The organism is Bacteroides sp. CAG:189, from assembly GCF_000432295.1.
Taxonomy (GTDB): Bacteria; Bacteroidota; Bacteroidia; order Bacteroidales; family Bacteroidaceae; genus Bacteroides; species Bacteroides salyersiae.
Genome location: NZ_HF991113.1, coordinates 15,882 through 42,366, shown reverse-complemented (window position 1 = coordinate 42,366; position 26,485 = coordinate 15,882). Strand labels below are relative to the sequence as shown.

22 protein-coding genes are annotated in these 26,485 nt (G+C 40.3%); 7 read left to right on the top strand and 15 right to left on the bottom strand.

Annotated features, from left to right (window positions below):
* Position 1 precedes the first annotated feature (1 nt).
* The 3 genes from QVP90_RS15920 (at position 2) to QVP90_RS15910 (ending at position 2,784) form a co-directional block, all read left to right on the top strand.
* A complete protein-coding gene (locus tag QVP90_RS15920) occupies positions 2–616 on the top strand; it encodes a DUF975 family protein (RefSeq protein ID WP_005934041.1) in 615 nt (204 codons plus the stop codon).
* 152 nt (positions 617–768) lie between these two features.
* Positions 769–1,527, top strand: a complete 759-nt coding sequence (gene trmB / locus QVP90_RS15915; RefSeq protein WP_005934039.1) for a tRNA (guanosine(46)-N7)-methyltransferase TrmB — start codon at positions 769–771, stop codon at positions 1,525–1,527.
* A gap of 150 nt (positions 1,528–1,677) precedes the next feature.
* Positions 1,678–2,784, top strand: a complete 1,107-nt coding sequence (locus tag QVP90_RS15910) for an Mrp/NBP35 family ATP-binding protein (RefSeq protein WP_005934037.1) — start codon at positions 1,678–1,680, stop codon at positions 2,782–2,784.
* A 286-nt stretch (positions 2,785–3,070) separates the two neighbouring features.
* On the opposite strand, the gene QVP90_RS15905 is transcribed toward QVP90_RS15910, so the two are convergent.
* From QVP90_RS15905 to QVP90_RS15870, 8 genes are all read right to left on the bottom strand, one after another.
* Positions 3,071–4,954: a TlpA family protein disulfide reductase gene (locus tag QVP90_RS15905; RefSeq protein ID WP_264381068.1), complete on the bottom strand. Its 1,884-nt coding sequence runs from the start codon at positions 4,952–4,954 to the stop codon at positions 3,071–3,073.
* Positions 4,955–5,098: 144 nt separating this feature from the next.
* The gene (locus QVP90_RS15900) at positions 5,099–7,135 is read right to left on the bottom strand and encodes a M56 family metallopeptidase (protein WP_005934032.1); all 2,037 of its coding nucleotides are present in this window, start codon (positions 7,133–7,135) and stop codon (positions 5,099–5,101) included.
* Positions 7,136–7,153: 18 nt separating this feature from the next.
* Positions 7,154–7,519, bottom strand: a complete 366-nt coding sequence (locus QVP90_RS15895) for a BlaI/MecI/CopY family transcriptional regulator (RefSeq protein WP_005934028.1) — start codon at positions 7,517–7,519, stop codon at positions 7,154–7,156.
* Between the two features lie 256 nt (positions 7,520–7,775).
* Positions 7,776–9,029 (bottom strand): ABC transporter permease, encoded by a 1,254-nt coding sequence (locus tag QVP90_RS15890; protein ID WP_007482479.1) that lies wholly within the window; start codon positions 9,027–9,029, stop codon positions 7,776–7,778.
* Complete coding sequence (locus QVP90_RS15885; protein ID WP_021936983.1) at positions 9,029–10,210, bottom strand: ABC transporter permease; 1,182 nt, start codon at positions 10,208–10,210, stop codon at positions 9,029–9,031. Before QVP90_RS15885 ends, QVP90_RS15890 begins: the two co-directional genes overlap by 1 nt.
* Before the next feature lie 120 nt (positions 10,211–10,330).
* Positions 10,331–11,323, bottom strand: coding sequence for an HlyD family secretion protein (locus tag QVP90_RS15880; RefSeq protein WP_021936982.1), 993 nt, complete (start codon positions 11,321–11,323; stop codon positions 10,331–10,333).
* A gap of 199 nt (positions 11,324–11,522) precedes the next feature.
* Positions 11,523–12,992: a TolC family protein gene (locus tag QVP90_RS15875; RefSeq protein WP_021936981.1), complete on the bottom strand. Its 1,470-nt coding sequence runs from the start codon at positions 12,990–12,992 to the stop codon at positions 11,523–11,525.
* 583 nt (positions 12,993–13,575) lie between these two features.
* A complete protein-coding gene (locus QVP90_RS15870; RefSeq protein ID WP_021936980.1) occupies positions 13,576–14,448 on the bottom strand; it encodes a hypothetical protein in 873 nt (290 codons plus the stop codon).
* Positions 14,449–14,705: 257 nt separating this feature from the next.
* Here QVP90_RS15870 and mdh point away from each other — a divergent pair, with 257 nt between their 5' ends.
* On the top strand, positions 14,706–15,647 hold the full coding sequence (gene mdh, locus QVP90_RS15865; protein WP_005933970.1) for a malate dehydrogenase: 942 nt from the start codon (positions 14,706–14,708) through the stop codon (positions 15,645–15,647).
* Between the two features lie 148 nt (positions 15,648–15,795).
* On the opposite strand, the gene QVP90_RS15860 is transcribed toward mdh, so the two are convergent.
* Positions 15,796–16,398, bottom strand: a complete 603-nt coding sequence (locus tag QVP90_RS15860; RefSeq protein ID WP_021936979.1) for a TetR/AcrR family transcriptional regulator — start codon at positions 16,396–16,398, stop codon at positions 15,796–15,798.
* A 427-nt stretch (positions 16,399–16,825) separates the two neighbouring features.
* Here QVP90_RS15860 and QVP90_RS15855 point away from each other — a divergent pair, with 427 nt between their 5' ends.
* A complete protein-coding gene (locus QVP90_RS15855; protein WP_007482473.1) occupies positions 16,826–17,473 on the top strand; it encodes a DUF4840 domain-containing protein in 648 nt (215 codons plus the stop codon).
* A gap of 79 nt (positions 17,474–17,552) precedes the next feature.
* Here QVP90_RS15855 and QVP90_RS15850 read toward each other — a convergent pair whose 3' ends face one another.
* Positions 17,553–18,455 carry a DUF6268 family outer membrane beta-barrel protein gene (locus QVP90_RS15850; protein WP_021936978.1) on the bottom strand — a complete coding sequence of 301 codons (903 nt, stop codon included), beginning with the start codon at positions 18,453–18,455 and terminating at the stop codon, positions 17,553–17,555.
* Between the two features lie 144 nt (positions 18,456–18,599).
* Between QVP90_RS15850 and QVP90_RS15845 the strand changes: the two genes are divergently transcribed.
* Together QVP90_RS15845 and QVP90_RS15840 are read left to right on the top strand one after the other, a co-directional pair.
* Positions 18,600–19,628, top strand: coding sequence for a sensor histidine kinase (locus tag QVP90_RS15845; protein WP_021936977.1), 1,029 nt, complete (start codon positions 18,600–18,602; stop codon positions 19,626–19,628).
* 3 nt (positions 19,629–19,631) lie between these two features.
* Complete coding sequence (locus tag QVP90_RS15840) at positions 19,632–20,384, top strand: LytR/AlgR family response regulator transcription factor (protein WP_021936976.1); 753 nt, start codon at positions 19,632–19,634, stop codon at positions 20,382–20,384.
* Between the two features lie 247 nt (positions 20,385–20,631).
* On the opposite strand, the gene QVP90_RS15835 is transcribed toward QVP90_RS15840, so the two are convergent.
* The 5 genes from QVP90_RS15835 to QVP90_RS15815 form a co-directional block, all read right to left on the bottom strand.
* The gene (locus QVP90_RS15835; RefSeq protein WP_021936975.1) at positions 20,632–21,180 is read right to left on the bottom strand and encodes a phage integrase SAM-like domain and Arm DNA-binding domain-containing protein; all 549 of its coding nucleotides are present in this window, start codon (positions 21,178–21,180) and stop codon (positions 20,632–20,634) included.
* A gap of 684 nt (positions 21,181–21,864) precedes the next feature.
* Positions 21,865–22,140, bottom strand: a complete 276-nt coding sequence (locus QVP90_RS15830) for a 4-fold beta flower protein (RefSeq protein WP_021936974.1) — start codon at positions 22,138–22,140, stop codon at positions 21,865–21,867.
* Positions 22,141–22,152: 12 nt separating this feature from the next.
* The gene (locus tag QVP90_RS15825) at positions 22,153–23,019 is read right to left on the bottom strand and encodes a hypothetical protein (protein WP_021936973.1); all 867 of its coding nucleotides are present in this window, start codon (positions 23,017–23,019) and stop codon (positions 22,153–22,155) included.
* The gene (locus QVP90_RS15820; protein ID WP_021936972.1) at positions 23,007–25,289 is read right to left on the bottom strand and encodes a Piwi domain-containing protein; all 2,283 of its coding nucleotides are present in this window, start codon (positions 25,287–25,289) and stop codon (positions 23,007–23,009) included. Before QVP90_RS15820 ends, QVP90_RS15825 begins: the two co-directional genes overlap by 13 nt.
* 278 nt (positions 25,290–25,567) lie before the next feature.
* On the bottom strand, positions 25,568–26,482 hold the full coding sequence (locus tag QVP90_RS15815) for a DUF5712 family protein (protein ID WP_021936971.1): 915 nt from the start codon (positions 26,480–26,482) through the stop codon (positions 25,568–25,570).
* Between the last annotated feature and the right edge of the window lie 3 nt (positions 26,483–26,485).

Below are 26,485 nucleotides of genomic sequence, written 5' to 3'. Positions count from 1 at the left end.
TATGTTGAAACAAAATTCAGAATTACGTGCAGAAGCGCGTGCTGCTCTTACTGATAAATGGGTGATGGCGGCGATTGCTACCTTAATTTACAGTGCAGTGGTTGGTGGATTGTCTGCCATTCCGGTAGTCGGAATATTGATTCTTCTGTTAACGTTGCCGATAGCTTATGGTTATGCCATTGTGATATTGGATGTATTCAGAGGCAGTGATGTGAATATCGGAGGACTGTTTGATGGATTCAGCGACTATGGACGTATCATCGGCACAAAATTGCTTCAAGCCATTTATACAGTGTTGTGGACCTTGTTGCTGGTTATTCCGGGTATTATCAAGTATTATTCGTATGCAATGACCGATTTTATCTTGAAAGATCAACCCGAATTGGCTAATAATGGCGCTATTGAGAAAAGTATGGCCATGATGGAAGGCAACAAGATGAAGCTGTTCTTGCTCGATCTTAGCTTTATCGGCTGGGCCATCCTGTGTCTTTTCACATTGGGTATCGGATACTTCTTTTTGCAGCCTTACATGCAGGCAGCTCATGCTGCTTTCTATGAAGATTTGAAAGCACAGGCAGTAGAAGAAGTCATTGTAGAGGGTACGGTGGAAATCTAAGATAATACTTTTCGACCTGTTTTTGTGTTCTGAGAGAAACTAAAGCAGGTTCTTATATCCTTAATAATGGAGTATGGAGAAATCTGTACTCCATTTATTTTTGCCGTTTCCGCCGAAAGTAAGTAACTTTGCAATCTAATTGCAATTATTATATGGGAAAAGGGAAATTAGAGAAATTTGCCGATATGGCAAGTTATCCGCATGTGTTTGAGTATCCTTACTCGGTGGCGGACAATGTGGCTTTTGACATGAAAGGCAAGTGGCATGAAAAGTTTTTCGGCAATGACCGTCCGATTGTGCTTGAATTGGGCTGTGGTCGGGGAGAGTATACCGTAGGACTGGCACAGATGTTTCCCGATAAAAATTTCATCGGTGTCGATATTAAAGGGGCGCGTATGTGGACCGGAGCCACCGATGCCTTGCGATCGGGAATGAAGAATGTAGCCTTTTTGCGTACAAATATCGAGATTATAGACCGCTTCTTTGCTCCGGAAGAGGTGAGTGAAATTTGGTTGACTTTTTCTGATCCGCAGATGAAGAAAGCGACCAAGCGATTGACCTCCACATACTTCATGGAACGCTATCGCCGCTTCCTTAAGCCGGACGGCATTATTCATCTGAAAACAGACAGCAACTTTATGTTTACTTATACCCGCTACATGATTGAGGAAAACCGTTTCCCGGTAGAATTTATTACGGAGGATCTTTATCATTCCGATCTTGTAGATGATATCTTGGGCATTAAAACTTATTATGAACAACAGTGGCTCGATCGTGGTTTAAGTATAAAGTATATCAAGTTCCGGCTTCCCCAAGCAGGAGAATTGCATGAGCCGGACATTGAAATAGAGCTTGATTCGTATCGTAGCTATAACCGTAGCAAGCGGAGCGGATTGCAAACCAGCAAGTAAAGGGATTTACGATTTGACGATTTACGGTTTTGCGATTGATAAATGATGATCTCTAAGTTATCAATCGTCAAATCATCAATCGCCAAATCATAAATCATCGGTCATCATTTATCAATCGTCAAATTGTAAATCGTCAAATCGTAAATAATTATGGCACTTTATCCAAAGTTAATATTAGATGCATTGGCAACAGTGCGTTATCCCGGTACCGGAAAGAATCTTGTTGAAGCCGGTATGGTGGAGGATGACATCCGTATCGAGGGAATGAAAGTTTCTTTTTCCCTTATTTTTGAGAAACCTACCGATCCGTTTATGAAGTCGGTGGTTAAGGCTGCCGAAACGGCTATCCTTACTCATGTAGGCAAAGAAGTGGAAATCGTAGGTAATATCAGTGTGAAAACAGTTCAGGCGGCGCGTCCGGAAGTCGGGAAGTTATTGCCGCAGGTAAAAAATATTATTGGTATTTCTTCCGGAAAAGGAGGGGTGGGGAAATCTACCGTAGCGGCCAATCTGGCTGTGGCTCTTGCCAAGTTAGGCTATAAAGTGGGATTGCTGGATGCCGATATTTTCGGTCCTTCTATGCCGAAAATGTTTCAGGTGGAAGACGCCCGTCCGTATGCCGAGAAGATAGACGGGCGTGATATGATCATTCCTGTAGAAAAGTATGGGGTGAAACTTCTTTCCATAGGCTTTTTTGTTGACCCGGATCAGGCTACTTTGTGGCGTGGGGGGATGGCCAGTAATGCATTGAAACAGCTTATTGGCGATGCTGCCTGGGGAGAACTGGATTATTTCCTTATCGATTTGCCGCCGGGTACGAGTGATATCCATCTGACTGTGGTACAGACATTGGCCATGACCGGTGCTGTAGTGGTTAGTACTCCGCAGGCGGTTGCTTTGGCAGATGCCCGCAAAGGTATCAATATGTTTACCAATGACAAGGTAAATGTACCGATTTTGGGTTTGGTGGAGAACATGGCTTGGTTTACTCCTGCCGAACTGCCGGATAATAAATATTATATTTTCGGCCGTGAGGGAGCCAAGAAATTGGCAGAAGAGATGAATGTACCTTTGTTAGGGCAGATACCTATCGTACAGAGTATCTGTGAAAACGGTGATAAGGGTACTCCTGTTGCATTGGATGAAAATACGATGACCGGTCGCGCTTTCCTATCATTGGCGGCTGCTGTAGTCCGGCAGGTAGATCGCAGGAATGTAGAGAAAGCTCCTACTCAGATTGTAGAAATGCACAAGTAATCCCGAAAAGGGAATGAGATGCTTTCCCGTTACTTTTGCGAGTAAGGCAATGCATGGTTTCAATTTATTGAAACGTTCGGTTCCATCAGTATGAAACGGATGGTTTCTATAGCATGGAACGAACCGTTTCATCTGTATGGAACAATTAGTTTCAACGTATTGAAACTAATGCGGGCGTTATTCAAACCGACACGGGCATTATGACGGTGGTCCGTTAATGGAAGACTTACAATTCCGCCTCTACTGTTTGTATTAGTATACATCCTGTAGAGGCGGAATTTCGTTATTATTTATCAAGTGTTTTCAGTAATTCTTCTTTCATCTTGTCTGTCCCGGGAAATCCGGTTGTTTTGTAGGTAATGTTTCCTTCGCGGTCGACGAGAAGATAGGTAGGCACTCCTCTGATGCTGAATGAATCCATCAGATAACTCCACTGTTCGTCTGTTACCCGAAAGTGCTCACCGTGTATATCCGGTATCATATTTTCCCATGTCCCTTTTGGCGAGGTCTCTCCCGTGAGATACACATAAACGATGTCTTTGTCTTTCAGCTCTTCTTTCATGGGGATCATTGCCTTATTTGCCGTGCGGCACGGACCACACCAGGTTGCCCAAAAATCCACCAGTAATGTATGTCCGCGATATTTGGAAATGATGGAAGCGAACAAATCCTCATTACTGACTTCTCCCGCCTCATTGATGGTGAATCCGGTCTTCTTTTTATTCTGTTCTATTTTAGCTAAAAGTGCGGTATTCTTCTCTTTCACGGTTTCCAGATAGGCCGGATTGTCCAAACCTGCAATCTGTGCCAGTTGTTCCTCGGATGCGGGAGTAAATTCACTGATCCCGTTGAGTACGTTTGCTACTATAGATAAGTCGAAATAAATACCTTTGTCCGTTCCGAGTGCTTTGCCGAATGCTTTTCTGAATGTCTGGCTTGCGGTAAGGCGTGCATATTGGGGGGTATAGAGAGCTTCCGGAGTGTTGAGGTTGGAGAAATCCTTTAATAGATCGTAGAAATTATCCGGGAGTTGCACCGGATTGTTCTTTACATACTCCTTACTTGCTTCACCTTCCAGCTTATAATTAACGATATGTACACGTTGTACAATTTGAGGAACGAACATAAGGAGGGATGCTGCCGATGCATTCACTGCATTGTGAAGCACTGCCTTGCAGGCTTTTGTGGCTTTCAAATTTTCTATCTCCCGGAGTTTGCTTTGCTGTTTTTCCAGAATATAGGCCTTTACTTCTTCTGCATTCTTATCTTTTAGTTCTTGAATGAATAGCGGGTAATCAGAATCTATTTCAGTTTGGAAGTTCAGTTTATTGATTTCGGCCGATAATCCGGCTAAGTATCCTCCGTAGTAAACGTTTGCTTCATCGGATTTCTTTTCTCTGTGCAACTTGGATTGGCGGCGACAGATTTCACGTTGGTTGATAAAGATATTTGTTTTTTCTCCGGGAGCTAATAAGAGGCTGATGGCACCGGATCCGGTGTACATGATGGCAGGAGTAGTGGTCAATACCGGTATCTCTTCAGAAAAACTGCCGTCATCTTTTATTTTTATCTTTACTTTCTGATTCAGGTTCAGGGCCCCGGAGAGGTAAATGGTAAAGTCAGAGGATGCTCCTGGGTGATAATTGAGGAAGCAACCTTCTAACAGGGCTTTTCCTTTTTGGATGGCAGGGATGGGGAGGGACGATAACTTCTTGACGCGTACTGTTGCTTCTGCCGGCAACTTTAGTTTGGGAAGTTCACCGTCCAGTCGGATACCCCAGATTTTGAAAGCACCTTCTGTATCGCCTTCCGAGAAATCAATGGAGGTGACCGTTTCGGGCAAGGGTGGGAAGACGAGTTTAAATTCTGCCTGTCCGGATTCCGGCATCCAGAATTCCTGGTCGGGAGCAATGCCTATGCCGTAGCGAAGAGGGTATAATTCTCCGTCATCTCCTTTCAGAAAACTACCGGATGCTATTCTTATCCAGTTTTTGGGGCGGTAGAACGCTTTGATGTGCAATACGGTGGCTGTGTCGCTCAGTGCCACTTTGTCTACTTCGATACTTGTAGAGCTCCAATCGGAAAAGGGAGGCTGTTCAATCATTTTTTCTTGGGCTTGCGTATATGCCACATTTAGTAGAAAGCAGGCAATGAGCGCTAATTGTTTCATGGTATATTCATTTATAGAGTTATATACAAAAATAAGAATTATATAGTTAGAATCTGTGTTTTGTGTATAAAAAAAGAAGAAGTGCGCCATAAAGTAATGGGCCCTTCTTCCTTTTTCAATTAATGTAGTGTAAGAGAGAGTTTTTTACTGGAGTTTGAAGTTGATAGGGAGCGTGTATTGCACGGCTACCGCTTCTCCTTTATTTTTCCCGGGTTCCCAACGTGGCATGCCTGTTACTACGCGTATTGCTTCTGCGTCCAACGAGGGTGACACGCTTTGCGCGATCCTCGGACTGGTAACACGGCCCTCCTTATCGACTATGATCTGTACGACCACGCGTCCTTGCGTTTTACTTTTCTGGGCATCGACCGGGTATTTGATGTTTTTGGCCAGATAGCGCATCAGACCTTCGGTTCCACCGGGGTATTTAGGCATTTCTTCTGCATTCTCGAGAATAGTATCCGATGCATCTGTAGCTGTGTTTTCGTCAGCGGCATACGCTACTACGACAACTTCGTCCAGTTTGCTGTTTTTTATTTCTTCCGCTTCCGGTTCGCTCAGTTTGAAGAGGATGGGAACGGTATAACGGACACGTACTTCTTTTCCTCTTTGAGTGCCGGGAGTCCATTTAGGCATGGTCGATAATACCCGTATGGCCTCTGCATCCACTTCCGGACTGACAGATCGTACAATTGTCGGCGTACTGATCGATCCGTCTTTTTCTACAACAAAACCGGCGATAACCCGTCCTTGGATTCTTTCCTGATGTGCTTTTGCAGGATAACGCAGGTTTTGGCTTATATATTCCATCAGAGCCGTTTGCCCTCCGGGAAAAACAGGCATTTTTTCAACAATGTCGAATACCTCCAAATTTTCCTCCATTTTCTTTCTGGCAGCTGCACTTAGAAGCACTATCTTCAGATTGAGACGGTCTTGGTTTTTGATATTCATAGAAGCAGAAATGTCTTTATTGTCAATGGTAATCGTGGTGATGCCCTCTATTGCAGTGAAAGAAAAATTACCATTGGCGTCTGTTTTTGTATTCGGAATATTTATTTTCTGAAAAGTCCCGTCATTCAGAATTTCTGCTCCTAATGTGGCGTTAGCCAGTCCTTTTCCAGTGTCGTCAACTACTACTCCTTTGTATTCCACTTTCTTTTCCTGGAGGGGAGTTGTTGTCGGAGTTGTCGGTTCGGAGGTTTCTGCGGCAACAGGTTGTAGCGTTTCGCCTGTTTGCCCTGTTTTCTCTTCAACAGCCTGTATCACATCTTTGGCAAAATCCTTTGTTGTCCGGGCCACTGCCTCGATGTTACTGATTATCATCAGCAGGGCAGCCAGTGGAAGAAACATCAGATATTTGGTTCTTCCTATCTCTTTCGTTCTTTTTTTATTCATCATTGTAATTCGGTTTTTGAGTGGTAAAACATTGAAACTATTATAAAGAGTTGCTGCAGCCTTATGATGAGCCAGTCCCAACAAGTGATACTGGTATGTTTTATGATCATATCCTGTTTGTAATACATGCTGGTCGGCCATGTATTCCAGATTGTTTCGTATTTCGCGTTTCATGAGCCAGGCAAAAGGATTGAACCAACAAGCGATGCACATCCATTCTCCGAATACTACGTCCGCCGAGTGTATTTGCCGGGCATGGGTAAGTTCGTGTACCAGTACTTCGGCCAATTCTTCTTCCGTATGTGATTCCGGATGAATGAAGATCCAATGGAAAAAGGAGAATGGACCGCTTGCTTTATTCAGGGCATATATACGTACACCTTGTATTTGCATTGCTTTACATCGTATCCTTAAACGGATGATGCTGATTAGCTGTACTATGAAACGAATGGAGAAGAGGATTACTCCACACAGATAAATCACCTTTAGCGACGTGAGCGTTATGTCTTGCCAATTGATACCGGCGGTTATCGTCACTTCATCAAATACAATTTCCGGAAGCAGTGTCGTGGCATAAAGGTCGGCCATTGCTACCATAGGCTCGTGTGCTTTCACCCATTCTTGCAGATTGAGCATCGGGTAGAGGAGTGAAACCCCGAAAAAGCAGAGTAGTGCCGTCCGCCGCCAATGAAAAAAGGTATCCTTGTACAAGAACAACCGGTAAAAGGCGTAGAATAGTGCAATGCCTACGTTGATTTTCAGAAAATATGCAAGTTCCGGAGTCATGATTTTACTGTTTATTCGTTATTCTTCTTTACCTTTTTCAATCATGTCGATGATCTCTTTCAAGTCGCTGGTCGAGATTTTCTGGTCTTTGGCAAAAAAGGAAACCATCTCTTTATAGGAATTCTCAAAGTAATTCCGTACTACTCCGCTCATAAAACTTCGTTTGTATTCGCTTTCCCGTATAGCGGGAGTGTATTGATAGGTATTGCCTACGCGCCGGGCCGTTACATACCCTTTTCGCTCAAGGTTTTTTACTATCGATGCAATGGTAGTATAAGGAGGAGCAGGTGGTTCGAATTTGGCCACTATCTCTTTTACAAAACAGTTTTCCAGTTCCCAGATGTAAATCATCACTTCTTCTTCTTGTATAGTTAGCTTTTCCATGGAGTTTGTTTAATTACGATTATGATGCAAATCTACGAAAGTTTCGTAATTAAACAATAGTCAATGGGTTAAATAATGCAAATAGGGGAGAGGATATATGAAAAAGGCCCGAAAGTGATGTCTTTCGGACCTTTTATGATTCTGGGTAAGAGGATGGTTTTCTGTCTGTTGTCTTCTTGTTACTTTTTTGGGGGGATCGTTTATCTTGTACGGAAAATAATATGTCCTGACGGTTTATATTTGTTTTGATCTATATTTATTCTCCTTGTATCATTCTTTCCCTTTCTTTCAGTTCTTTATATCTCTCGATGATATGTTTGCGGCTCATTATGATTTGCCAACGGTATACGAGACAGGTGGTAAGGAAATAAAATCCGGCTTGTAGCCACAAGGCTTTGTATTCGAATGCAACTTCGCTCAAGGTACCTCCCATGTTATTGATGCGTACAAAACCATTGATGCCGAAAGTCGATGGGAAGACGTAGGAAAAGTATTTCCAGAACGGAGGGATAGCAGCACCCGGCCAGGATATTCCCGAGATGAACAGCAGAGGGACGGAGGTAAACACGAATAGCAGCATACACGTTTCCCGGTTGCGGATAGCAATGGAAGCGGTCATGGCAAAAAAGATGCAGGCTGCCAGATAGGGTAGCATGAACAGGGCGAGCGTGCCCGGCTGTCCTATTTGGTTCAGACTGAAAATCCGAGGGACGACACATAGTACATATACCGATACCAGCGAATAGACCATGTAATAACTCAAACCCTTTCCCATGACAATACGCAACGTACCGTTGTAATGCCGGTTGATAGGTACAAGGTCTTTGAAACGATTCTGTTCGCGCGCTGTTCCTGCCGAAAGGCCGATGCCGAGCAATAAGGTCTGCTGAATCAGCAAAATTAATACAGCCGGGATGAGAAAAGCGGCAAAGCCGTTGGTCGGGTTGAACATGGCAACATCTTCATATTCTATCGGATAACCGGTGATTTCATCCTGTCGGGCGGTTGTGTTTCCGGCACGCTCTATCTTGATATCCCGGTTCATATCCAGTGATACCGCAGTATTGGCAAGCAACATGCTTTTGTAATAAAGCAGCCCGCTCATATCACAATAGATGCTTACTTGGGTCTGTTTGCCTTGTGCGATGTCTTGACTGAATTCCGAAGGGATATAGATAATACCATAAGCCAGGCGGTCTTTCAACATCAGTTTGGCTTCTTCCATGTCGGCACAATAGGCTACGATGTTGATATCGGGGGTTGCATCTACTTTTCTAAGATATTCGCGGCTCAAGGAACTGCGTGAAGCATCCACTACAACGGCGGGAACTTCACGTACCACCTCATTTGTATAGATAAATCCGTAGATAAGCGGATATACCAGTGGCACGAGTATAAAGAATATGAGTACCCCCTGATCGCGGAAAGTGGTACGGAACTCTCGCAACCAGATGTAAAACAGGTCATTGATGCCTTGCTTTACTCTTTCTTTGAATGTAATCTCTTTCATCAGGGTACGTATTTATAGTATATCAATGCTTCTTTCAAGCGGTGAACCACAAGAAAAGGAAGCATCATAAATATCAGTAATGCCATATAGTTGGGCCAGGAATAGATCATGCTATAACCATTGAGTGCCTGGTCTACGTAAATAAGAAAATAGTGACGCAACGGGAAGAGGTTGCTCAATGCCTGCAAGACAGGATGCATCGCCATTACCGGAAACGAGAAGCCGGAGATGGAGAAGGAGATGACACCCCACAATGAAGCGAAACTTAATCCGAGACGCAGGGTGGGCAGAGTACCTATCATCACGATGCCGCAGCATTGGGAGGCGAGCACCAGACAAAGGGTAGCCAATATCATCGGCAGGATGCCGCTATTGCACGGGAAGTGCAGGAATCCATACAGATATATATTATAGAAGATACCCATAATGAAGAATATCACCGTGTGGGGCAACAGTTTGCCTGCCAAGGCTATGTATATGGAGTTATTGCTCATGCGTAACCATTCGCGGGCTGTGCGGTCTTTGATCTCCGTGCCGATGGAGTATACGGTTATCATGAATATCATCAGCATGAGTACGCCCGGCACTAATGTGTTGCACAGGTATACGGAGTAGTTTAACCAGGGATTGTTCAACGGGTGCGTATCGATTACAATCGGTTGCAGAAACCCCATTGCCTGGTCTTCGGTAGCCCCTTTGGCGTATAGAACTGAACGTCCGGCTGCTCCTGCTGCCAGTTCACTCATCATCTTCATGTCTTTGAATAACAAAGAACCCGCTATGAGATAAGAGTTGTTGGTGTAAAATGAAATCTTGGGTTGGCGTTGGCTTTGGGCATCTGCCGATAACCCCTTGGGGATATAAAAGAAACCGTAAATCTTTCCTTCTTGCACGGCAATGCGGGCATCGGCTATACTACCGTAATGTGCCACTACACCCGTCTGTCCGAAGGCATCCAGATTGCGGATCAGGTTTCGCGAGGTGGCAGACTGATCCATATCCACTGCACCGACAGGCAGATTGGTCGGCAGACCGGAATCCATCAGCGTGGTGAAGAAGATATAGCAGAATAACGGTGCAATCACCATGCAAAAGAGATAAAGCGGACGCGACACGAGACGGCGGCATTCGCGCTTCATGACGAGCCACAAGGCTATGTATTTCTTTTCTCTTTCTTTCATAATTTAGTAATGAAAATGAATAATGTGTCAATGTGCCAATATGCCAATTGGCTGCGCTATGCCAACATGCCGCATGGTAATTGGCACATTGGCATATTAGCACATTGACACATTATTTAATTATTTCTTGATAATCACCGACATTCCCGGGCGCAGTCCTTCTACCTTATCCAGTGGGCGTGCGCGGACTTCAAATGTTTTCAAGTCAAACTGCCCGGTTGTTTTCGTAGCTTTCCAAGCGGCATAAGTACCTAAGTCTTTCATATAATCCACTTTCAGTTTGATCGTCTTATTGTCCAGTGCCGGGACGAAGGCTTCGAATTCAGCTCCCATTGTAAGGTTTTTCAGCAGGTCTTCACGTACATTGAAAGTGACCCACATGTCTTTGAGTATGGCAATGTTCATAATAGGTGCTCCGGTTCCTACCAGTTCACCTACCTTGGGAAATATTTCGGAAACTTCGCCTGCTGATTGTGCGATGAGGAAAGTTTCTTTTATATAAGATTCCACTTCGGCAACAGCACCTTTTGCACGTTCCACAAGAGCGGCTGCTGCCATCTTGTCTTCCCGTTCTGCCCCATTCTTTGCCATTGTGTATTGGGCTTTAGCGGCTTTTTCGGTGGCAATGGATGCATTGAGTTGTGCGGTTACTTCATCCAGTTTTTGTGCAGGCATTACTCCTTGCTCGAACAAGTTTTTAACGCGTTTGTACGATTTTTCGGCAATTACTACCCCGGCTCGGGCTTTTTGCCACATTTCATAGGCAGCTTGTATTTGTTCCTGACGGGCGCCTTTAATGGCTTTTTCGTTTTGTGCCTGTGCGGCAGCTTCTGCAGCACGTGCCTGTTCCATTTTTGCAGCGATATCCGGTGCTTCAAGGATGGCAAGGGTATCTCCCGCTTGTACGGTTTGCCCTTCTTTGACACGGAATTCAAGTATACGTCCCGGTACTTTGCTTGATACCCGGTATTCATCCACTTCAGCCTGTCCCTGGATAATCTCCGGTCCCTTGCGAAGCATAAAGAAACCAACGACTGCAACCAGAGCGATAACTCCCAAAAGAGTAAGGAATGCAAGCAGCATATTGCTGTTCTGTGATTTTTGTGATGCCATTTTTATTTACAATTTACAATTTACAATTTACGATTTACGATTTACGATTGAAATAACTCTTTCTTATGTTTTTATTATTTATGAACTTCCTGTTCTATCAAGTTTTTGTTCTATCAGTTTCTTATTCAGTACTTTTAGGCCGGTATTCAATTACGAATTTTTCTTCTTCCCTCTCCTTTCTCCCTTTTTACCTCTTCCTTTATTTAAGTGTACCCAATGACTTTTGCAGATAGATTTCCGTCAATTTGACATCAATCTGGGCGTCTATCTTTTCGGATTGGGCAGACAGCCAAGCTGTTTGCGCTTCAAGGACATTGCTGGTGGCTATCACTCCTTCTTCAAAGCCCAACCGGGCATATCGAAGGTTCTCGTCTGCTTTTTCCTGGTTTTTCTCAGCCATGACGAGTTTTTTGGCAGCTTCGTTCACCTTGAAAGCGGCTTGGTTTACCTGTAATTCTATTTTCTCTTTTGCATCTTGTAACTGATACTGGGCTATACGAGATTCTGCTTTTGCAGCTTTTACCTTATATATGCCTTCGCCCCAATGCCAGATAGGGAGTTGTACCATGACACCTACGTTCCACATGCCTTTGAACTTATTCTCAAATCCGTTAAATACGGAGGGGTTGGTAACCATGTAATTTCCCATGAAAGCTACGGAGGGGAGATGCTCGGCACGGGTTACGTTTATTTTCTGATTGTATATCTGACTGGCAAGTTCCAAACTACGTATCTCCGGACGATTGGCATAAGCGGTGGCCATGTCAAATTGTGTTTCCGTTTTTAATAAGGGCAGGTTTTCTATATTCTCGTCTGCTAATACGATCGGGGTGGTCAAATCGAGACCGCATAGTTGACAAAGCAACATTCTGGAAAGACTGAGTCCGTCTTCTACTTTAGTGAGTGTCATCTCGGCTTCGTTTACCTTTACGCGCACGGATAGTCCGTCCGCTTTGGTTGCCACTCCTTCAGCAATCATTTTTTCTACATCGCTGTCTAATTTTTGAAGAAGTTTCAAATAACCTTCTGCCAGTTTTTTCTTATTTACCAGCGAAACGACTTGCCAGTAGGCTTGGTCGGTACTTAAGATCACTTCCTGTAGGCCGGAATGATGCTGCTGGCGTGCCAGTTCTTCGGCATATTTGGTGATTTTATTGTAAGCGCGGATTTTACCTCCCATATAAAGAGGTTGTGTCAACGTGATGGCACCGGCATATACGTTTCGGGTATCGGTACGGAAAGCGTCGATTAATGATTCTCCTGCTCCGTTAAGGGCGGGTACAAGCTCGTTGCCCACTTGCGTGAGAACCGGAGCTAATTTTTGTGCCAGTTCGGGAGGAAGCTGGCCCAATACGGCCTGCCCCGCTTGTTGCAACGGACCACCTATGCTGGTTCCTAAACCGGATAAAGCACCTTTCTGGGCATCGTTCAACAATGAGAATTCCTTTTGGTTTCGCATGTAAGCTCCTGTGGCCGAAATATTGGGCAGGTAATTGGTGAAAGCAGCTTTTCGCTGGTAATGTGCTGCATTTATTTTCTCATTACTGATGAGCAACTCTTTATTGTTGGCCAAAGCCAATGCACGGCAACTATCTAAGTTGAGTATGTTTTGTGCTTTTGTTGAAAAGAGATTGATTAGCAGAATTGTCAGAATGAATAATTTTTTCATTGCATCTCGCGTATTATAAAGGTGATACTTCTTTTTTTACAACACAAATATAGAGATTTTTGTTTATGGATATTTTCTGTTTCTTACTTTTGATTTGCAGAATAATGATTGCATAAACAACGAAACAAAAGTATGGGGTTTCGGTGAATTGGCAAAATGATTTAAGGTTTTTTGAGTATAATGATGGGGGATGTACTTTTCTTTCGTCTTGATACGAAAGAAAAGATACCAAAAGAAAGGATCAAGGCTGTATTTTTTCTCCTACTCTCTTCCTGCGTTTCGCTAAAGGGGCTCGAACTCGCTGCGCTCAGACAATTGCCCCTTTGGACGCTACACTACGGGCGATCGCTTGGCGGAGAAAAAATAAGGCCGAGGGGGGGGGAAGGGTGCTTATGGTCGGTGGGAAGGATGCTTAGGGGTGGTGAGAAGGGTGCTTAGGGGATATGAAATGCCCCCTTACATATATTGTTATTTGGGGTAACATATAATATAAGGGGGGGATGTATATTACTATTTTCTTTATGTAAGGATGAGTGGGAAGGGGACTACTGGCCCGGCATATTTTTTCTGTACAGAGAACTGGTTATTCCAATTCGAACCGTTGTGAACCGATCATTGTTCCGTCGGCGAAGATGTCTACGCGGTAGGTACCGGCGGAAAGGTATTCTTCCACATTCCAGAACACGGTGATAGACTGTTCTTCTCCGTTGTATTCGATGTATTTCTTGATAGAGTAGGGAAGTGAACGGTTCTCATATTCGAAAGTATTGGCGGCGTTCTTGGTCAGTACTTCGTTATTGGGTTTATAGATGTTGACGTACAGGGTACGTTCACCGGTTTCTGCCGTGATGTTTTTGACAATTGTAAAGCCGATGGCAAACTTGACGATGTCTTTTACTTTCTTTACTTTTTTATCACGTTTGTTTTTGGGCTCGATCCAAATATTGGTAGCATCCAATTGGGCTGCTAAAGTTACTTTTTTATTCAGATTCTTTTTCTCTTCTGACAGGTTGCTGATTTGGCGTGAAGCAGCATTGTATTTCTGTGTTACTTCCGCAATTACCTGCTTTTGCTGGTTGGTAAGCTTGTTGAGGGAGTCTATTTGGTTGATATAGCCGATCATGATTTTGCGGAGTGAAGCCAGTTCTTTTTTTAAGCGGCGTATTTCAGTGGCGTTGCTGATTTTAACGGTACGCAATTCTTCGAGCAGCCGTTGGGTCTTGATTTGCTCTTGTTCCAACAGGATCGATAAGGAGTCGTTGGATACGGTCAGTTTTAACTCGTCATATTGCTGTGCAAAACGTGTATATTCATTCTCCAGATCTTCTTTCTCAAGGGCAAACTCTTCGATTAGTTCACGATTACTCTGCTTTTCGGTAAATAGTAAATAAGTGATACCGATGAGGGCTATCACCAGCACCGATACGGCGATAATGAGAAGGGATTTCTTATTCATGTCTCTTTAGTTAGATGATAATTCGCCGCAAATTTAATCATTTAGTGACAGAGTAGCGCAGAGTTTCACTTAGTTTTTTATTTCCATACACAAATGTCATAGCAGGTCAATGACCGGTTTATGAAATCTTATACCATTAAGTGTTGTCGGTTTAACTAAATTTATTACGGAAATATTTCTTTAATTACGATTATCGTTGTACTTTTGTGGCGCAAAAAGTATAGAACTAATTATCAACTTTTTAAAATATAAGTATTATGTCAAAAGTAACCGTAGTAGGCGCAGGTAACGTAGGTGCTACATGTGCAAATGTACTTGCTTTCAATGAAGTAGCAGACGAAGTAGTAATGCTGGATGTAAAAGAAGGCGTTTCAGAAGGTAAGGCAATGGATATGATGCAGACAGCTCAGTTGTTGGGATTCGACACTACTGTCGTAGGCTGCACCAATGATTATGCTAAAACTGCAAACTCTGACGTTGTTGTTATAACTTCCGGTATTCCTCGTAAACCGGGCATGACTCGTGAAGAGTTGATCGGTGTAAATGCCGGTATCGTGAAATCGGTAGCTGAAAACATCCTGAAATATTCTCCAAATGCAATTATTGTAGTAATCTCTAATCCGATGGATACAATGACTTATTTGTCATTGAAGGCTTTGGGTGTGCCTAAAAACCGTATTATCGGTATGGGTGGCGCTTTGGATAGTTCACGTTTCAAATATTTCTTGTCACAGGCTTTAGGTTGCAATGCTAATGAAGTAGAAGGTATGGTTATCGGTGGTCACGGTGACACTACTATGATTCCTTTGACTCGTTTCGCCACTTACAAAGGTATGCCGGTTTCTAACTTCCTGTCAGCAGAACAGTTGGAGAAAGTGGCTGCCGATACAATGGTAGGAGGTGCTACACTGACCAAACTGTTGGGTACTTCTGCATGGTATGCACCGGGTGCAGCAGGAGCTTTCGTTGTGGAATCTATTATCCACGACCAGAAGAAGATGGTTCCTTGCTCAGTAGCTCTTGAAGGAGAATACGGAGAAGAAGACATCTGCTGTGGTGTACCTGTAATCTTGGGTAAGAATGGTATTGAAAAAGTTGTTGAACTTCCATTGAATGAAGAAGAAATGGCTAAATTCAAAGCAAGTGCTGCTGCTGTTCGTAAAACAAATGCTGCTCTTAAAGAAGTAGGTGCTCTCTAATCGATTTCTTTAATTGTTATTTAGTTTTGAGAAAAATATTGTTTAGTGAAGGGCGGTTTTCCAAAAGGGAAGCCGCCCTTTTTAGTGTAATTTAGCACAAACCATCAGGGAATAGGTAATTGAGGATCGTTTTTTTTAGTCTCATTTACTACTTTTTCATACTCTCTGCAAACAGATTCTCGATTTTTTCTAAGCGTTCAGCGCCTTGACTCGTCATGATTCCTCTAAGCATAAAGTAAGCTGATTTGTGTAATACGATAGGGGGACATTCGGCAATTCTGGCGTTATATAGCAGTGTCGTAAATGATTCAAGAAACATTTGTATATCTAAATCCGGAACAACGTAATCTTCCTGTTGACAGGCTGAAATAACTTTTCCCAATCCGTCCCGCCACATACGGTTGTGTGCGGTATATATGTATTTATACTCAAGATACCGGTTTATATCAAGCCAAAAAGCACATTCACCCTTGTATAAATTATCCATATAAGCCAAGGAGATTTCCCAAAGACATGAGAGTACATCCGAAGAACTATACCTGATGATATAAAAAAGATTCTCTATTCTGCTTAAATAGGCATCCAAACAGGTATTGATCAAATTATTTTTCGTATTATATACCTGATATATGGTTCGTTTCGAAATGTTCATATTCTTGGCTATATCGTTCATACGAACTGCACGTATTCCATATTGTCTCAAGGATTGTGAAGTGAATGCCACTATCCTTTTCTCTGTATACTCATTCATAAGGTTTTGCCTATTGGGCTTGGTTGTTTAGTTAAACATTGTTTTATTTTAATCAAGCAATCCCGAACATTACAGTTACTCTTTACTTGTTTTAATTATAAGGAAAGTAGCAGGATTGCCGTACCTGGATATAAGAAAAATAACACTTTGATGAAAATACTGCATGTAACAAATGAATTTAAAACAATATCCGGTGATATATATTCATTTAGGCCAGTATGACTTGCTACTGTTTTAAAAAGGAAACCTGAATTAGAAATTGGGTTTCTTTATTTAATTACTGTGTTCATGAATCTGGTAATCAGTGATGAAACAAATATTAACAACTCCTTTATGCAGCATTTGAGAGGGTATATCATTTAGCATGCAAAAGTGGTCATAGGATGACAACTTGATAAGTTTAGTATTAATTAAAAATTAAAAGAAAATGAAAAAAGTTTTTAAGCTGATGAAATTGTTTGTTTTAGTATTGTTACTCGGATGTTCTTTCTCTTTTGTTGCTTGTAACGATGATGAAAATGTTCCGCAGCTTCCGGATGAAGTCACAACGGAAACAATGTTCGGAAACTATGACGGTAAAATGTTTACCACTATCGTATCTCCGCTGGCCTCCTCTGGAACGGATGTTGCTGCCAAAGTCGACAATGATACTATTCATTTTGAAAGTTTTCCTGTCAGGGATATTATTCTGTCCATCGTCAAGGATGAAGGATTGACAGATCAAATAATGGAAGCCATAGGAGATGTGAGCTACAAAGTGGGATATGAGCCGACACTCACAACTGCCAAAGACAGCATTAATTTCATTCTGGATCCAAAACCTCTGAGCTTATCGATTACCATGCCATCAGCTACGGAAGATGGAGAACCGGAGACATTGGTTGTTGAGGTGAAGGTTGAACCGGGAAAAATTGCTGGATATGCTGTGGAAAATGCGAACATGAAGTTTAATTTTGCAGCGACAGAAGTATTATTGGGTGAAGGAGAGGAGCAAAGTAAGTTGCCGGAATTCGCTCCGATAACTTTCAATTTTGATATGAATCAGACTAAGGCTGAATCTACTGTTTTTAAATAGAATCGGTTAATGACAATCGGGTAGGAGATAAACACCGATAATTGGCATTTACCTCCGACTCGGTTGTATTTCTTCAACTTTAAAATCCGATTTGCAATCCGGTTGAAACGTAAGGGGCTATCTGGAAATAATACCCTTTGTCTTGGAACATACTTTTCAGTTTTCTATCCACCATCTCTGCCGGGCGCATGGCATGAATGCCTGCTGTAATGGGCATCGATAGACGTTTTCCTATTTTTATTTCGGGACGGATACCGGTCACGATATATTGGTGAGTGAATATTTTATTTTTCCCCTCCTGTTCCAACAAGGCCATTTGCCCATTCATTTCTATGATAAAGTTTAGGCTTAGTTTTTTGTGGATGTTGCACCCTGCTGATATCTCGATACCTTTGAGCATAGCTATCTTCACGGTGTAACGGCCTTCGGTTTTCCAATTGAAATAGATAGCGGGAAACAACATCGGATACCCAAAAGAATTATTCATGGCAAGGCCGCCTCCCAACTCGAGATTCGATTTGAAATGATGGATAAAAATAACTCCCATATTCCCCAAGATGTTTTTATAATTGATTTGGGAAAAACGGGTATTGGGCATATAAATCCCCGCACCGGCAGCAATCAATATGGACCATTTTCCGTTTAAAGATCTTAAATGGCTGATACTGAATCCGATGTTCATGATCTCGTCAATAACGAATGGCTCCGTAAAGTTTCTGTTATCAAGCTTGGCATATGCCCCGCCTAAGCTGACTGCCCAGATGATGGGGCGGTCGTTATCATCCGATTTCATAGACAAGGGGATGTTGATGCCACCTTGATAAACGACTGCCGATCCTTTACTGTCGCCTACTTTTTGATCCGTATCTCCTTCTGTCATTCGATAACCGGATGTACCGAAATATTCGGTTTTGAACATAATCTGAGCATTTATGCTTGAATAAACGAGGAATGTAAGTAGCAAAAACAAGACTTTCTTCATATTGTAAAATTTTAATGGGTAGTTGGTAATTCGATGCCAAAATTCCTCTTTTCGATCTCTTCACTGAAATCTTTTTGACGAATGGCAGGTTTGCCTTTGACGAATGGGAATATAATTATTAATTAATATACTAACTTTGCAACCATGAAAGTAGATCTGATTAAAAACGATAAGCTTGTTATCATTCCTTTTTGGATACTGATATTCTTTATTTTCTGGCTTCAGGTTTTGCCGCAAGTAAAGTCGATATGGGAGTCGATCCTGTTTTCTGTTCTTCTTGTGCTCACGATATGTCCCATTGCAAACTATTTGAGTGGCTCGCTTCTGCTCAAGGCGATGAAACAAAAAGGAGTAAAATTGTTTATGTTCCAGTTTTCCTTTTTCTCTTTGCTCATCGGATTTGCTTTTCTTGCATATATTAATTTATTTTTCTGGTTAGAGAACTCGGGGGTGTTTCCTTCCGGCTCTGAATATTTTGATGTGACAGATTTGGCACCTTATGCCTTTTTTATTCCTCTTTCATCCGGAATTATTATAAATATTACGATTTGCGGTTTGCGTTTTTTTCTGGAATATATTAAATCTCAAAAGATACTTGTGGAGTATCAGTTACGTACGCTCCAGCATCAGGTAACTCCTCATTTTATGTTCAATGTATTGAATCACATCCATATTCTGATGCAGACAGATGTGGATTTAGCATCCGATCTGTTGATAAAATATTCGGAAATATTGCGCTATCAGCTATATAATGGCGATAAACAGAAAGTAACATTGGAGCAGGATATACAATTTTTGAAAGACTTTATTGCTGTGGAAGAGATTCGCTGGGGCGATAAGTTGGTGGTGACTTCTTCGTGGAAAATAGAGCAACCGCAGAAAGAGATACCGGCATTGCTTTTCATCACATTTATTGAGAATGCATTTAAACATGTATCAAAGTCGGATTTTGAGAAAGGGTATATCGATATTGATTTTAGGCAAGAGGGAGATACGCTTTGCTTGAAGATTGAAAATTCGAAATCTACATTCTCCGGGAAGAAGATTAATACGGGTGGCTTGGGGCTTAAAAATATAAAAGAACGTTTGGAAATATTATATTTTGGATGTTATAATCTGACAATAGAAGAAACGGATGCCGTTTATCGGACTAAACTTATAATCAATATTTAATTAATGACAGAGATTGTACTAAAACATAAGGGAAGTTATAAAATGAAATGTCTGGTAGTTGATGATGAATCGATTGCAATCAGGGGAATAGTCAACTACATAAGTAAACTGGATTTTCTGGAAGTTGCCGGTTCCTGTTCTTCCGCATTGGAAGCTGCTGATATTCTCAAGACAACGGAGATAGATCTCATGTTTTTGGATATTAATATGCCGCACCTTTCGGGGCTTGAATTGTTGGAGTCTTTGGAAAAACCGCCATTAACCATTATTACTACGGCTTATTCCGAGTATGCACTCGATGGTTTCCGCTTGCATGTGGTCGATTATTTGATGAAACCTATTGGTTTTCAACGTTTCTTTCAGGCTGTTTCGAAAGCACGCGATCTGTTTTTCTCGCAATTGGTGTTGCGGAGTGAGCATGATGAGACGGCATCCAGTATGTATGTCCGGCAAGGAGATGCTTTCCAACGGATTGTCTGGAGGGATATTCTCTATGCCGAAGGAATGCAGAACTACGTGAGACTGTATTTCAAAGATAAGGTGTTAACAATCCACCAGACAATGACTTCTTTGGAAGAAATGTTGCCGAAAGAGTCTTTTTTTAGAATACATCGTTCTTTTCTTATCAATCTGTCTCATATAGATTCAATTTCGGGTGGCCGTTTGTTTATTAACGGAAAGGAATTGCCGGTTTCCAAACAAAGGCGGGAGGAATTGCTTAGTACGGTGGTATACAAGAATTTGATAAGCAAATAACGGGTGGATGTTTCGGTAGATATCATTTATACTTCAATGAATAGGCTTGGTATGCCGCAATAAGTTAGTGACAGTTTGTGCATCGCCCTGATTACTGCCACGTAAAGCATACTCCTGTCAATTTCAGAAGTTAATGATGAGACTTCGCACGGCTGATTCAAGAAAGCATAAGAAACTCCAATCTCAGTTGCTTTTAGTAGAAAACGTTGTAGAGCTCGTTCCAAGCTTATCCACTCGTTGATTGTATCTATATGGTGCGAATATCTACGAACCTACCCTTGATGGTATTTGCAGACAATCCATGCTTACGTAGCCAAGTCTCATATTTCTTCAACCACGGTACGTCTATATCCACGAAGTAGAGATTTAGATGTCTGTTAAACTCCAAGAGTGAGTTATAAGTTTGCCGGATGGAGAACATATAGCTCAACCGTTGCGCGTCCCTAAGAGCCTGCATCTGCTCTGTAAACACGTCTCCTACAGTCTTTAAGTTACTGGGTTTACAGACTTTCTCGACTAAGCTCGTTGCTGTAAAGTCCCTGTCCATTGCCTTAAACTCCATAATCTGTTCAGAGTATGCTTGTAGTTTCTGGGCGATTAGAGTAGTCAGAGCTTCCCTGTTAGGGCATTTAGGTTTAGGAGCATTCTTGGCGAAATCCCAGTGGGCGGGGTTGATAGATAATCCAATGCTGATGTACTTACGTTTCCTGTCTTTGCACACCCTAATCATTAGTGGTGATTCACTGTTCTTGAGTACTTTAGATTTGTAACAAATCACGTTTACGGTCACATTCATGGTTTACTTCCTGGTTTACACAACCTGCGTAAACTCTATGTAAACCATAGCCTGTTACAAATAAAAAAGAGAGTTACTTTAGTAGGTAACTCTCTGATTTCTAAGGTGGTGCCACCAGCAAGAGAACTATTATCTTCTCTCTATTGATTATCACCGTTTTATAGTTTCTTTCATTTGGAAATCCACATGATTTAGCACACGATTATTTTTTATCGTTTTGCTTGCTATTAGAACGATTCTATTTTCAAATATCTCTTTGTTTCAATATCGCCTGGGATTCTCCTTGCAGAGTTACCGAGTTGATATTTAAAACTTTATACTTTTGGCTTCAAGCATATCCCATGAATTATCCCACTGATTTGCTACGTGCTTTTGCGGTAGTTTGCTCATGGAGAATACTGGGGGCAAAGATAAGATTTTTTTCTGATTTACAAAATTCAGAATTTCACTTTGATTGTTACCCAAAAGAGAATTCTATATATATCTATTACAATAAGTTATTTATCCTTTTTGCAGCCGAATAAGCCTCACTATTTAACACACGATTATTTTTCATCGTTTTGCCATCGTTTAGCATGATTGCTTTTACAAATCCGCAAAAAATATTGATACCCTCAATTACTTGTTTGAAAAACTTGAGAAAAATCGGATAACTGTTTTTTATGCCAAAGAGTTGAAATAAATTTAATCTGGAATATCAGGCTCTTCTCCCCAAATAGCAGTACCGACTCTGTTTGCTCTTGCTGTTCCTGCTCTATTTGCAGAAGTAAATGAGGAACTAATTGTTGCACTTTGGGTTGAACGGTAAACTAAGCGGTCATTTACGATTGTCCCAACATATCTTCCATTTGTTCCAAAAACTTTTTCTCCTTGAATGCGACCTACTACTTTACCAGATTTACTATAAACTATATTACCTGATACTTGTAGTGGTCTCCCGTTCTTAGTGTATAAATCCATACATGTACTATTTTACTTTTTTTTCTTTGTTTTAAATATTTTAGAATACCCAAAAGCGGATAAGAGGAGTTCATTTATTTTCTCTTGAATCCATTTGATAAATGTTACAAGCCCTACACCCAATAGCCCCAAAACTAAGGACATAGCATTAAGAATACCTGCATATTTTTCCCAAAAGACAAACATTAATATGATAATACCAGAAAGAATTAGAATATAAATAACCTTGCTTATTGTTGTTACCCTATTTTGAAACAATGCAACAAAATCCCTCATATTGGCAATTTCTTTGTTGTCTGGAAGATCTTTAGATATGATAATAATATCCATTGCTTTCATTGACAGACACACCAAAAAATCATTTTGAGAGGAATATAAATCTATATTGTTTGATATTCTATTATATAAACTATCTAAGTGTTCTGTAGAAATAGCGAGATTTAAAAAGTCTTGAAGTACTATTACAATTTCGTACAGATTGTCATTACTTTGGAAATTGTTATCTAAGATATTAGAGAACGTTTTATTAATGCTTAGATGTTCTGATTTTTTGGTAGTTCTTGCGCTTATTGCTTCTTTTATCCAAGTCCTATCTATTTTGTAACGGATAATACCTAGAATTAATACGAATATCAAAAAATCATCGTTTATCCATAAACTTTCAACCGATGGCTTTTTTCTCGAAAAGTCATTATAAAATTCTTTGAATTTCTGTTCATTATTGTTTGAAATAGAATCTATAAAACCAGCATAGGCAACATCTACGTTTACTATATTAATTACGCAATGCTTGCCATTGAGCAAATCAGAAAACAATTTTATTTTTGGGATTTGCTGTATCTTGTTTAGATATGAAATCCTTTCTTCTATAGAAACCATTTCTTTTGCTTTAGTTTGAAATTTAGAATATCAGGCTGCCAACCGTTTATTTTACGTAACCGTCCAAGTAAATTAGCAATCAAATCAGAATATAACATTGTTGCAGGAAGTTCTTTAGGAAGAAAACTTCTCCATGACAAATATGTGAATGAGAAAATCTGTTGAGATATATACTGAATGTCGGTAAAAAGCATATCATTCAGTGTTGAACTGTCAAAATTACCTTGCGGTGTTCTAATTTTGATTAATATAGGGCTGCTTGCTCCATGTCGGTCTGTTTTTATTTCGTTTGCACCTAACATTTGTACCAAACAAGAGGTTGAATCAAGAATAATATTTGCTCCTCTTAATGGCGTGAATTCACCTATTTTCTTATTTCCTTTTATAACTCCGGGTTGAGAGGCTTCATACAATTTATATGGATGCTTCTTGCTTATAGTAACAAAAGCAAATTGGATTTTAAATTCTGGAAAAGATTCCATGAGTTTACAAACCACTTCAAATTCTATATTTTTTATTGGTTTGAAAATATGAAATATCAGTCTTATAGTATCATTGTCTTTCCAACCTTGCAGTTCTTTAAGATGCGTAAATGCATCTTTTAGAGTTCTCAATAACTCATTGAAATATTCAGAATATGGAACATCTTTAGCTTTATTTGATAACAAATATTGCCCGTCACTTGAAAAGAATGTTGTTATCCCTACAACTCTGTTTTTTTCAGACCCTTTAAAACTGTTATTACGAATAATACTATTTCCTACTCCGATGATTAATTCTCTATCAATAGAGCGGGTAGAAGGTAAAACCCAAGGCGTACCGCCAAGTTTAGCATATATTTGTAATCCTATTGTGTTTAGTAGAGCATCATTAGAATGACGCACCTTGCTTTCCACAATAAATTGAAATGGTATTTCCAGTGTGAGCAATTTTGCTTTAAGCCTGTAATATGGATTTTCCTCAATTTTCATTCTTTTGAATGATTCGGGAATTTCCATAATTATCAAATCAGGCTTTGTATTTAATTGAGAAATAACTTTATCATAGCCTGCAAAATCGCAATTTGGAATATCAAACACTTCATAAGTTACATTATTCAAATCATATTTTTTCTGTATCCCCTTTTTAAACCATTGAGAACTGGGGTCTCCATTTATTAGTTTTGCTAGGAATTCGGTAAATCCTCCTCTGTTCCTTTTTGCACATATACCAACAATGTGAGGGCTTTTACAGTCAAATGTGATTGCATCCCAAGGTCCAAAATTATTTAATCCTGCATCTGCATTTCTATTCTCCACTTTTGTGGCTGCATGGTCGAAAATGAAAGGTGGATTCTTTAATGTAAAGCTACTTTCTGAATTGAACGGAACTGAATCGACAGTGTAATAAAATCCGTCTGAATTTTTATAAGTTACTGTGGTTTTATCCTGATACAAAGAAATCAATTGCGCTATTCTATTGATTTCTGTTCTTTCATTCTTATTATTAAGTCTATTTTGTTCATCAAATTTTACTTTGCTAATTATGGCTTCACTTTGAGATTCTCCTAATAAATGCGTAAGATAACTTTTGATATTATAGGTTGTTTTTCTTAAAGTCAATTCATTTAAAGGAACTAAAATATCTCCCTCATTGGTTGAAACAATGGCATTATCATTTTGCAATTCTTTTATTTCACCTATAAATTCTTCGTTTGCAGCTAAAACATCTTTTGATTCAGGCATTTCCTCTATTTTCAATACTTCAAGCCCAAGCAAATCAAATTTTTCCTTATGTAAATCATTACATTTTTTTGATAATCCCCAATGATAAGAAGTATTTATGATGAAACCATATTGATGCCGTTGATTTATGTGAAACACCCGTAGTTGGATATCTATCTGTTTTCTATATGATAAAACACTCTTCATTGTAGCGGGCAAATACGGAAATACTAAATCATCAGTACTGACCCGTGAAAAAAAATTGAATGGATAAAAACTTGTTGGTTTTATATCAGGAAATCTATCTTTAAATCCTCTGAAAAATATATGTTTAATAAGGCTACTTGTTACTTTTTCCGAAGAATTAATTTTCAATGTAACAGTTTCGCCAAGTTCTATATTGTCATTAGAATTATTTGATATGTATATATAATCACCATCCCTAAAAAAAGAATGTGATTTATTATATTTGTTTCTTAACTCTTTAAGCGTTACATCAGAGTATTTTGTTCTTGATATTTGAAACTCTTCAAAATCAATATTAATAGGGAAAAAATTTATCTCCATGCTTTACAAAAGTATATTTTTGCAAAAATACTAAATAATTTGCTGTTAGCAGCAAATTTGCCAATGGAAATGCCTAATCTTTAGTTCATTTATAGCTCTACATGGTTAAACGGTCGAGGAATTAAATAAGAGGCTTTCTACTTGTCGTTTAACCGTCGGAAGTAATCGGCTATTTCCGTGTGGAGTCGCTCTCTCTAAAGGTCTGGGAAGCCATGATCAGGGAATATTTAAAGTTTGATGTAAGTTGGTTCTGTCATAATAGTTGAATTTTAAATTTATTATCTTAACCTCCATGTTGGCTTCTTCTTTTTCTTTTTCATAGGAATTTGTTCTTCTTCTTTGCTATTCGTGTCAGGTGTAAGTAAGCTAAAAACAGAGGACAACCCTAAATCAGCCGAATTGAAATCTTGTTTATTTGCAAACTTGTTTTCAATCATATTTGCATGTTTGCCTACTTGTACATTTTCCGTCTCTTTTTTCTTTTCACCAGCAATAGTTATAGGAGCTTTCAACTCCTGTTCATGTATCCATATTTTGTCTGTCATGCTACCATTTTTGATGGTGTTGCAGTACTCGAATGTTTCGTATAATTGCCGATTGTAGCCGAATAGTTTATCGAATTCTTTCTCCATATTCTCAAATAGAGTAGTTCGATCAAACCCGCCTTTGATTACGCCTTTTTTGGTGTTTCGATGATTTGTGAGTGGGCTTATCTTGACTTTGTTTGATTGGTCTTTCCGGCTCACAATCAAATGACAGTGCATATTCAGTTCATTGTCCGAACGATTACGGTCAAAATGAATCTTACCATAGAACTTTATATCCGAAGCGAATAGTTCTTTATTGAAGTTTTTGGCATATTCAGGGATAAATACTTCCCGAATATACCGTTTCATAGCTTCGGCTTGCTCCTGTTCTGTATTACCCATTGCTCTAAGTTCCTTTTCCGATGGGCTGACATGGATAGCGTAGAACTTAGCATCTGTTTTTAGGAGTTGCCCGATATTGGTATCTATATCTTTTATGACCTTCGATTTATAGATGTTATCATTCGTCAGATTGAAAAAAACTTCGGTATAAATACCTTTTTCTATTCGCTCTAAATCTTCATGTTCCAAATAATTGGCTAGCTGACGGCTACTGCCAGTATTATTATATGTTCCGTTTGATGGTGGAGTAAAATTTATGTGCATAAT

Coding starts and splice junctions, on each gene's coding strand:
- QVP90_RS15920 (WP_005934041.1), top strand. CDS start 2: ATGTTGAAACAAAATTCAGAATTACGTGCAGAAGCGCGTGCTGCTCTT.
- trmB (WP_005934039.1), top strand. CDS start 769: ATGGGAAAAGGGAAATTAGAGAAATTTGCCGATATGGCAAGTTATCCG.
- QVP90_RS15910 (WP_005934037.1), top strand. CDS start 1,678: ATGGCACTTTATCCAAAGTTAATATTAGATGCATTGGCAACAGTGCGT.
- QVP90_RS15905 (WP_264381068.1), bottom strand. CDS start 4,954: ATGAAACAATTAGCGCTCATTGCCTGCTTTCTACTAAATGTGGCATAT.
- QVP90_RS15900 (WP_005934032.1), bottom strand. CDS start 7,135: ATGACTCCGGAACTTGCATATTTTCTGAAAATCAACGTAGGCATTGCA.
- QVP90_RS15895 (WP_005934028.1), bottom strand. CDS start 7,519: ATGGAAAAGCTAACTATACAAGAAGAAGAAGTGATGATTTACATCTGG.
- QVP90_RS15890 (WP_007482479.1), bottom strand. CDS start 9,029: ATGAAAGAGATTACATTCAAAGAAAGAGTAAAGCAAGGCATCAATGAC.
- QVP90_RS15885 (WP_021936983.1), bottom strand. CDS start 10,210: ATGAAAGAAAGAGAAAAGAAATACATAGCCTTGTGGCTCGTCATGAAG.
- QVP90_RS15880 (WP_021936982.1), bottom strand. CDS start 11,323: ATGGCATCACAAAAATCACAGAACAGCAATATGCTGCTTGCATTCCTT.
- QVP90_RS15875 (WP_021936981.1), bottom strand. CDS start 12,992: ATGAAAAAATTATTCATTCTGACAATTCTGCTAATCAATCTCTTTTCA.
- QVP90_RS15870 (WP_021936980.1), bottom strand. CDS start 14,448: ATGAATAAGAAATCCCTTCTCATTATCGCCGTATCGGTGCTGGTGATA.
- mdh (WP_005933970.1), top strand. CDS start 14,706: ATGTCAAAAGTAACCGTAGTAGGCGCAGGTAACGTAGGTGCTACATGT.
- QVP90_RS15860 (WP_021936979.1), bottom strand. CDS start 16,398: ATGAATGAGTATACAGAGAAAAGGATAGTGGCATTCACTTCACAATCC.
- QVP90_RS15855 (WP_007482473.1), top strand. CDS start 16,826: ATGAAAAAAGTTTTTAAGCTGATGAAATTGTTTGTTTTAGTATTGTTA.
- QVP90_RS15850 (WP_021936978.1), bottom strand. CDS start 18,455: ATGAAGAAAGTCTTGTTTTTGCTACTTACATTCCTCGTTTATTCAAGC.
- QVP90_RS15845 (WP_021936977.1), top strand. CDS start 18,600: ATGAAAGTAGATCTGATTAAAAACGATAAGCTTGTTATCATTCCTTTT.
- QVP90_RS15840 (WP_021936976.1), top strand. CDS start 19,632: ATGACAGAGATTGTACTAAAACATAAGGGAAGTTATAAAATGAAATGT.
- QVP90_RS15835 (WP_021936975.1), bottom strand. CDS start 21,180: ATGAATGTGACCGTAAACGTGATTTGTTACAAATCTAAAGTACTCAAG.
- QVP90_RS15830 (WP_021936974.1), bottom strand. CDS start 22,140: ATGGATTTATACACTAAGAACGGGAGACCACTACAAGTATCAGGTAAT.
- QVP90_RS15825 (WP_021936973.1), bottom strand. CDS start 23,019: ATGGTTTCTATAGAAGAAAGGATTTCATATCTAAACAAGATACAGCAA.
- QVP90_RS15820 (WP_021936972.1), bottom strand. CDS start 25,289: ATGGAGATAAATTTTTTCCCTATTAATATTGATTTTGAAGAGTTTCAA.
- QVP90_RS15815 (WP_021936971.1), bottom strand. CDS start 26,482: ATGCACATAAATTTTACTCCACCATCAAACGGAACATATAATAATACT.